7 protein-coding genes are annotated in these 7,206 nt (G+C 61.0%); all 7 read right to left on the reverse strand.

Annotation, left to right across the window (positions count from 1 at the left end; translation table 11 throughout):
- Nucleotides 1-73: 73 nt before the first annotated feature.
- Nucleotides 74-2,137 (reverse strand): phenylacetic acid degradation bifunctional protein PaaZ, encoded by a 2,064-nt coding sequence (gene paaZ, locus HBN54_RS22600; protein ID WP_168675514.1) that lies wholly within the window; start codon nt 2,135-2,137, stop codon nt 74-76.
- Between the two features lie 74 nt (nt 2,138-2,211).
- On the reverse strand, nt 2,212-3,369 hold the full coding sequence (locus HBN54_RS22605) for a 3-hydroxyacyl-CoA dehydrogenase NAD-binding domain-containing protein (RefSeq protein WP_168675515.1): 1,158 nt from the start codon (nt 3,367-3,369) through the stop codon (nt 2,212-2,214).
- Entirely contained in the window at nt 3,366-4,151 is a 786-nt protein-coding gene (locus tag HBN54_RS22610) for an enoyl-CoA hydratase-related protein (protein ID WP_168675516.1), read from the reverse strand. The genes HBN54_RS22605 and HBN54_RS22610 overlap by 4 nt, the downstream gene beginning before the upstream one ends.
- A 151-nt stretch (nt 4,152-4,302) precedes the next feature.
- Nucleotides 4,303-4,812: a 1,2-phenylacetyl-CoA epoxidase subunit PaaD gene (gene paaD, locus HBN54_RS22615; protein WP_168675517.1), complete on the reverse strand. Its 510-nt coding sequence runs from the start codon at nt 4,810-4,812 to the stop codon at nt 4,303-4,305.
- Nucleotides 4,806-5,609, reverse strand: coding sequence for a 1,2-phenylacetyl-CoA epoxidase subunit PaaC (gene paaC, locus HBN54_RS22620; RefSeq protein ID WP_210428156.1), 804 nt, complete (start codon nt 5,607-5,609; stop codon nt 4,806-4,808). Before paaC ends, paaD begins: the two co-directional genes overlap by 7 nt.
- An 11-nt stretch (nt 5,610-5,620) precedes the next feature.
- Nucleotides 5,621-5,908 (reverse strand): 1,2-phenylacetyl-CoA epoxidase subunit PaaB, encoded by a 288-nt coding sequence (gene paaB, locus HBN54_RS22625; protein ID WP_168675518.1) that lies wholly within the window; start codon nt 5,906-5,908, stop codon nt 5,621-5,623.
- 166 nt (nt 5,909-6,074) lie between these two features.
- Nucleotides 6,075-7,031 (reverse strand): 1,2-phenylacetyl-CoA epoxidase subunit PaaA, encoded by a 957-nt coding sequence (gene paaA, locus HBN54_RS22630; protein WP_168675519.1) that lies wholly within the window; start codon nt 7,029-7,031, stop codon nt 6,075-6,077.
- Nucleotides 7,032-7,206 lie beyond the last annotated feature (175 nt).

The following is a 7,206-nucleotide window of genomic DNA, read 5'->3' on the forward strand; positions in this document are numbered from 1 at the left end:
CGCCGAACCGGCAAGCGCTATTCGTCAGGATGAAGCAACGATTCGGGCGGGGACAAGCCCCGCCCCTACATCGCTACTCCTGGTTTTTTTTCTTCACCATCGTCAAAATGGTCGCCACGGCCACGGTTTCGCTGGTTTCATCCGTCACCGTCACCAGCCAGCGCACGATGCCTTTTGCGATGTCGGTTTCGTCGCGCTTTTCCTGGCCTACTTTTTCCTTCACCGTCAGCTTCACGCCGATAGTGGTGCCGGGGTACACGGGTTTGGTGAAGCGGCATTCGTCCAGGCCGTAGTTCAGCAGCACCGGCCCTTTGCGCGGGTCAACGAACATACCGGCCGCTTTCGAAAGCACGTAGTAGCCGTGGGCCACGCGGCCGGTGAAGAGCGTGCCCTCCAGCGAAGTAGCATCGACGTGGGCGTAGAAATTATCGCCTGAAATTCCCGCAAAAGCGCTGATATCGGCCTCCGTCACGGTGTGGTTGTGGGTAGTGTAGGTTTCACCGATTTCCAGCTCCTCGAAGTACTTCTGGAACGGGTGCTTGTCGTACGCCACCTGCTTCGCGCCGGTCTGATACACCTGCGTGATGGCCGTAATCATGCTGGGTGAGCCTTGCAGGGCCACGCGCTGCATAAAATGCTCCACGCCCCGAATGCCGCCCATCTCCTGCCCGCCGCCGGCCCGGCCGGGGCCGCCGTGGATGAGTTGCGGCAGCGGCGAGCCGTGGCCCGTGCTTTCCTTCGCCATCTCGCCGTTGATAACCAGAATACGGCCGTGGTGCGTAGCCGCACCGAGCACGAAATCCTGGGCCACTTGCGGGTCGTTGGTAGCCAGCGAGCACACCAGCGAGCCTTTGCCCATGTTGGCCAGCGTCACGGCCTCCTCCACATCGTGGTAAGGCATCAGCGTCACTACCGGACCAAAGGCTTCGATTTCGTGGCTGTCGAGGTGCTTGAAGGGCTGCTCATTCAGCAGCACGATGGGCGAGGTGAAGGCACCCTTGGCAAAGTCGGCACCCCGGTCCTTGCCCAGCAGCTCCAGCTCATCGAGGCTGCCGTACACGATGGGCGTGTTCTGGGCCAGGTGGCGCACCCGCTCGCGGAACGTTTCAGCCTGTTCGCGGCCGGCCAGCGCGCCCATGCGCACGCCATCGGCCTGCGGGTGGCCCACTGTGGTTTGGGCCAGCAGCTTGCCGAGGGCAATCTGCACATCTTCCAGCATATTCGCGGGCACGATGGCACGGCGGATGGCCGTGCATTTCTGCCCGCACTTGGCCGTCATCTCCTTACGAATCTCCTTCACGAACAAGTCGAATTCGGGCGTGCCGGGCCGCGCATCCGGCCCCAATACGGCGGCGTTCAGCGAGTCGGCCTCCATCGTAAACGGCACGGCTTCTTCGATGATGCGCGGGTGGGCGCGCAGCTTGCGGCCGGTGGCGGCCGAGCCGGTGAAGGTCACCACATCTTGGTACGTCACATGGTCGAGCAGGCCCTGGCCCGAGCCTACCACCAGTTGTAACGCACCCTCGGGCAGAATGCCGGAAGCAATGATTTCGCGTACCACAGCCTCTGTGAGGTAGGCGGCGGGCACGGCGGGCTTCACCACGGCGGGCATGCCGGCCAGCAGGTTCACCGCAATTTTCTCCAGCATGCCCCAGATGGGAAAGTTGTAGGCGTTGATGTGCACGGCCACGCCCTCGCGCGGCACCATCAGGTGTTGGGCCATGAAGGTGCCGCCCTTGCTCAGCCCCACCGGCTCGCCCTCCACGTAAAACGGCTTGTCCGGAAACTTGCGGCGCAGCGAGGCATTGGCAAATAGATTGCCGATACCGCCCTCAATATCAATCCACGAATCGGCCCGCGTGGCCCCGCTCCGGTAGCTCAATTCGTAGAACTGCTCCTTTTTGCTGTCCAGGTGGAAGGCCAGCGCCTTCAGCATCCGGCCCCGCTCGTGGAAAGTCATTTTGCGCAGCTTGGGGTTGCCCACCCGGCGGCCATAGTCGAGAATCTGGGCAAAGTCGAAGCCTTCGGTATTGGCTAGGGCGATGACTTCGCCGGTGCTGGCATCGAGCAGCTCCTGGGGCGAATTGCCGTCAGAAGTCCAGCGGCCAAGGGTGTAGTTTTCGAGGGTGGGCGTCATAGCAGGTTGACTTGTAGCGCATGCTTTAGCTTGCGCCGGTGAGGGAGGTTGAGATGAACAAGCTAAAGCATGTTCTACAGGAATAACTTGCCCTCGCGCACCTTGCGGCGCAGCAGTGGGCTGGCGCGGTACCGGTCCTCGTGGTACTCGGCATAGAGGTCGTCGAGGGTAGCCAGCACGGTGGCGGGGCCCAGCTCGTCGGCCCAGGCCAGCAGGCCTTTGGGGTAGTTCACGCCGCGGGTCATGGCCAGCTCCAGGTCGGCGGCCGAGGCTACGTTCAGGGCCAGCGCATCCACGGCTTCGTTGATGAGCATGGCCACGATGCGGCTCACAATCTGGCGGCCCAGGGTTTCGTCGCGGGTGGGCTCGGGAGCTGCCGCATCGGCGGCATAGCTGTAGAATCCCCGGCCCGATTTCCGGCCGTAGTAGCCGGCCTCAAACAGCCGCTTTTGCGAGAAAGAGGGCTTGAAGCGTGGGTCGTAGAAAAAAGCGGCGAACACGGATTCCGTCACGCGGTAGTTCACGTCGTGGCCGATGAAATCCATCAGCGCAAACGGGCCCATGCGGAAGCCGCCCAGTTCCGTCATGGCCCAGTCGATGGTCGCTATATCCGCAATGCCTTCTTCCATTATCCGAATGGCCTCGCCGTAGAACGGCCGCGCCACGCGGTTCACGATGAAGCCCGGCGTGTCCTGCGTGAGCACCGGCAGCTTATTCCAGCTGGCCACCAGGGCTTTCATTTCCTCGGCCAGGCCCGCCCGCGTCTGCAGGGCTGGTATCACTTCCACCAGCTGCATAATCGGGGCCGGATTGAAGAAGTGGATGCCCACAAACCGCTCCGGCCGCTCGCAGGCCGCCGCAATCGACGTGAGCGACAGCGACGAGGTATTGCTGGCCAGCACGCAATCGGCCGAAACCACGCTTTCGAGCTTACGGAAAAGCTGCTGCTTCACCCCCAGGTCCTCCACAATGGCTTCAATGACCAGCTCGCAGTCCGCAAAATCCTGCATGTCGGCGGTGGCGTGCAGGCGGCTGCCCGCCGCTTCGGCCACTTCGCTGGTCAGTCTGCCTTTATCGGCCAGCTTCCGCAGACTATTCTGAATGCCGGAAACGGCCTTTTCTAACGCGCTGGCGTGCTGGTCGAGCAGCCGTACGGTGTGCCCAGCCGTGGCCACTACCTGCGCAATGCCCGCCCCCATAGCCCCGCAACCGATGATTCCGATGGTTCTCATTGGCCGGTGAAAGTTGGTTGGCGTTTTTCAATGAAAGCGGCTACGCCTTCGCGGTAGTCGGTGGTGTTGCCGGCGCGAAGCTGGTAGTCGCCCTCGGCGCGCAGCTGTTGGGCCACATCATTGGCGAAGGTGCTGTTCAGCAGCTGCTTGGTGTAGGCCAGGCCTTTGGTGGGCATGGCGGCCAGTTTGCGCACCAGCGCGGCCACGTCCTGCTCAAAGGTTTCATCGGCAAACACCTTGTAAATCATGCCCATCTGCACGGCTTCGGCGGCGCTAACTTTGTCTCCGGTCATCATCAGAGCACTAGCCCGCTGCATGCCGATGAGGCGCGGCAGGAAGTACGTCCCGCCGCTGTCCGGAATCAGCCCAATCTTGCTGAAAGCCTGAATGAAAGAGGCCGATTCCTTAGCCACTACGATATCGCAGGCTAGGGCAATATTAGCCCCCGCGCCGGCGGCTACGCCGTTCACGGCCGCTACCACGGGCTTGTCCAGCTCCCGAATCAGCATGATGAGGGGATTGTAGTGCTGCTCCACAATGTCGGCCACCTCCGGGCTGTCCGGCCCCGTGATTTCGGCCAAATCCTGGCCCGCGCAAAACGCCCGCCCGGTGCCGATAATGAGCACGGCCCGCACAGAGGCATCGGCCTGGCAGTCGCGCAAATGCTGCTGAAACGCCAGCGCCAGCGGCTTATTCACGCTATTGAAAACCTCGGGGCGATTGAGGCGAATGGTGGCGATGCCGTTGTCCAGCGAAAAAATCAGGGGGTTGTTTTCGGGCATAGGGAGGGAGTGCGGGAGTCAGTAATAAAAAACCTGTCATCCTGAGCGTAGCGAAGGACCTTATCACGTTCGCATCAGTAGGATTGATGCAAACTGTTCTTCCGCGATAAGGTCCTTCGCTGCGCTCAGGATGACAGCTATGAACGTTGAATCAACTGTGACATTTGAAGTAGTCGAACGGCTCGCGGCAGTCGTCACACTGATACAGCGCTTTGCAAGCCGTAGAGCCAAACTGGCTGACCAGATGCGTGTGCTCCGACTTGCAGAGCGGGCAGCGCACGGCCGTTTCTTTCCCAAATAAATTGAGGACGTGGCCGCTGGCCGTCCCGTCAATCGGTGGGGCGATGCCGTAGGCTTCCAGCTTCTCGCGGCCGGCTTTAGTCATCCAATCAGTAGTCCAGGCCGGGCTCAGCTGATTGTTGATTATCAGCTTGGTATAGCCCTCGGCCAGCAGCCGCAGCCGGATGTCGGTGGCAATGGTGTTCATGGCCGGGCAGCCCGAATACGTGGGCGTAATGGTCACGGTAATCTGCTCGCCCTCTACGCGCACGGCCCGCACAATGCCCAGGTCCAGAATGCTGAGCACGGGAACTTCAGGGTCGGTCACTTCTTCCAGCAGCTGCCATATGTGGGCTTCGGCGGGAGGCGCGGGCGCTACCATGTCAGGCCGGGAAACGTGCGCTGCATGTATTGCAGCTCGGTCAGAATATAGCCCAGGTGCTCGGTGTGGCGGCCGTCCTTGCCGCCGGTCAGCATGAAAATCTGCTGCGGAATGGCAAGCGTGGCTTCCGTCAGCACGCGCTCGGCGTGGGCCGTCATGCTGGCCTGAACATCCTCGTATTCCGGAATCAGGCCCATGGCTTGCAGCGATTTTTCCAGCGCCGTGGGCGTCGTCAGCTCGCCCGAGAAGCGCCACAGCTCCGTAATGGATTTCTCCACACGGCGGCGGCTTTCGTCGGTGCCGTCGCCCAGCCGGATTATCCATTCCGAGCTCCACTTGAGGTGGTAAGTGGCTTCCTTTAAGGACTTTTCGGCAATGGCCGCCAGCCGCTCATCGGCATTGGTCAGCAGTTGCTTGAGGAAGTGGTAGTGGAAGTTATCGAACAGAAACTGCCGCACCACGGTGTCGGCAAAGTCGCCGTTGGGCTGCTCCACCAGCAGCGGGTTGCGGTATTCGGTGGCGCTGCGCAGGTAGGCGAGGTCGTCTTCGGTGCGCCCCTGCCCTTCCAGCTGGGCGGCGTATTGGTAGAGGCTGCGGGTTTCGCCCAGCAAATCGAGCGCGATGTTGGCCATGGCCAAATCCTGCTCCAGAATGGGCCCGTGCCCGCACCATTCGCTCAGCCGGTGGCCCAGAATCAGGCTGGTGTCGGCCAGCTGTAGCACGAACTGGAACAGCTGCTGCCGCACGGCCGGCGTGTACGTAGCCAGGGCCGGGTTTTCCGTCGAAGCAAATTGCATATCGTCCTGCATTACATATGTTTAATGGAATCCGGCACCTGGTAGAAAGTGGGGTGTCGATACACTTTATCGTTGGCCGGGTCGAAGAAGGCTTCCGCATCATCCGGGTTGGAAGCGTGGACGTGCTTCGACTCCACCACCCAAATGCTGATGCCCTCCTGCCGGCGCGTGTACACGTCGCGGGCATTCTGGATGGCCATCGCGGCGTCGGCCGCGTGCAGGCTGCCAACGTGCTTGTGGTCAAGCCCCTGCTTGCTGCGGATAAAGACCTCCCACAGAGGCCATTCGGATTGATTCATGACTTGATTTTATGTCTTATATGAACGTCATGCTGAGCGCAGCCGAAGCATCTCGCGTGCCGCCACTAATCCTTTTTCAACCGAAGGCCGGCGTAGCCAACGATTGAATTACTACCCCACGCGAGATGCTTCGGCTGCGCTCAGCATGACGTTCTTTTACTCTGATTTACGCCGCTACCAATTCCCGCTCAGCGCGCTTGGCCGCGTGGGCCATAGCGGCCTCGCGCACCCAGGCACCTTCCTCGTGCGCCTTCACGCGGGCCCCGAGGCGGTCGCGATTGCACAGGCCATTGCCTTTCACCACGGCCCAGAACTCATCCCAGTTCACCTCACCGTAGTCGTAGGCCTGGCGGGCTTCGTTCCACTGCACTTTTTCATCGGGCACAGTCAGGCCCAGGAATTCGGCCTGGGGCACCATCATGTCCACGAATTTCTGGCGCAGCTCGTCGTTGGTGAAGCGCTTGATGCGCCAGTTCATGCTCTGGGCCGTGTTGGGCGAGTCCTCATCTTTGGGGCCGAACATCATCAGCGTGGGCCACCACCAGCGGTTCAGGGCTTCCTGGGCCATGGCTTTCTGGCTTTCCGCGCCTTCGCACAGCGTCTGCATTATCTCGAAGCCCTGGCGCTGATGGAAGCTCTCCTCCTTGCACACGCGCACCATGGCACGGGCATAAGGGCCGTAGGAAGTGCGGCACAGCGGCACCTGGTTCAAAATGGCGGCACCATCGACCAGCCAGCCCACGCAGCCCATATCGGCCCAGCTAAGTGTGGGGTAGTTGAAAATGCTGGAATACTTGGCTTTACCCGAGTGCAGGTCGGCCAGCATCTGGTCGCGGGTGGTGCCCAGCGTTTCGGCGGCGCTGTAGAGGTATAGGCCGTGGCCCGCCTCGTCCTGCACCTTCGACAGTAGGATAGACTTGCGCTTGAGCGAAGGGGCGCGCGTAATCCAGTTGCCCTCCGGCAGCATTCCAACCAGCTCCGAATGAGCGTGTTGCGATATCTGCCGAATCAGCGTCTTGCGGTAAGCGTCGGGCATCCAGTCCTTGGGCTCGATGCGCACATCGGCATCAATCCGGGCCTGGAACTGTTCTTCGGGGGTGAGGTGCTGGGTGGGATTTTCCATAGGAAGTCAACAAATACTAACAAGCGTTAGTTTCTCAAAAGTAGCGAAAAAACCGTTAATACGCGCGGCTCATACCTTAACTAGGGCTTCCGCACCAAATATCAGGCATTTTGCAGTAGTCGCCGGAGGTACTCATTGTCGTAGGCCGCTTGCTTACGCTTGCGTTTGAGGCTGA

The sequence above is a fragment of the Hymenobacter artigasi genome, assembly GCF_012275535.1.
GTDB classification, from domain to species: Bacteria; Bacteroidota; Bacteroidia; order Cytophagales; family Hymenobacteraceae; genus Hymenobacter; species Hymenobacter artigasi.

Bases quoted from the DNA above. Each gene is read 5' to 3' on its own strand.
- paaC (WP_210428156.1), bottom strand. From the start codon at position 5,609: ATGCAATTTGCTTCGACGGAAAACCCGGCCCTGGCTACGTACACGCCG.
- paaZ (WP_168675514.1), bottom strand. From the start codon at position 2,137: ATGACGCCCACCCTCGAAAACTACACCCTTGGCCGCTGGACTTCTGAC.
- paaD (WP_168675517.1), bottom strand. From the start codon at position 4,812: ATGGTAGCGCCCGCGCCTCCCGCCGAAGCCCACATATGGCAGCTGCTG.
- HBN54_RS22605 (WP_168675515.1), bottom strand. From the start codon at position 3,369: ATGAGAACCATCGGAATCATCGGTTGCGGGGCTATGGGGGCGGGCATT.
- paaA (WP_168675519.1), bottom strand. From the start codon at position 7,031: ATGGAAAATCCCACCCAGCACCTCACCCCCGAAGAACAGTTCCAGGCC.
- paaB (WP_168675518.1), bottom strand. From the start codon at position 5,908: ATGAATCAATCCGAATGGCCTCTGTGGGAGGTCTTTATCCGCAGCAAG.
- HBN54_RS22610 (WP_168675516.1), bottom strand. From the start codon at position 4,151: ATGCCCGAAAACAACCCCCTGATTTTTTCGCTGGACAACGGCATCGCC.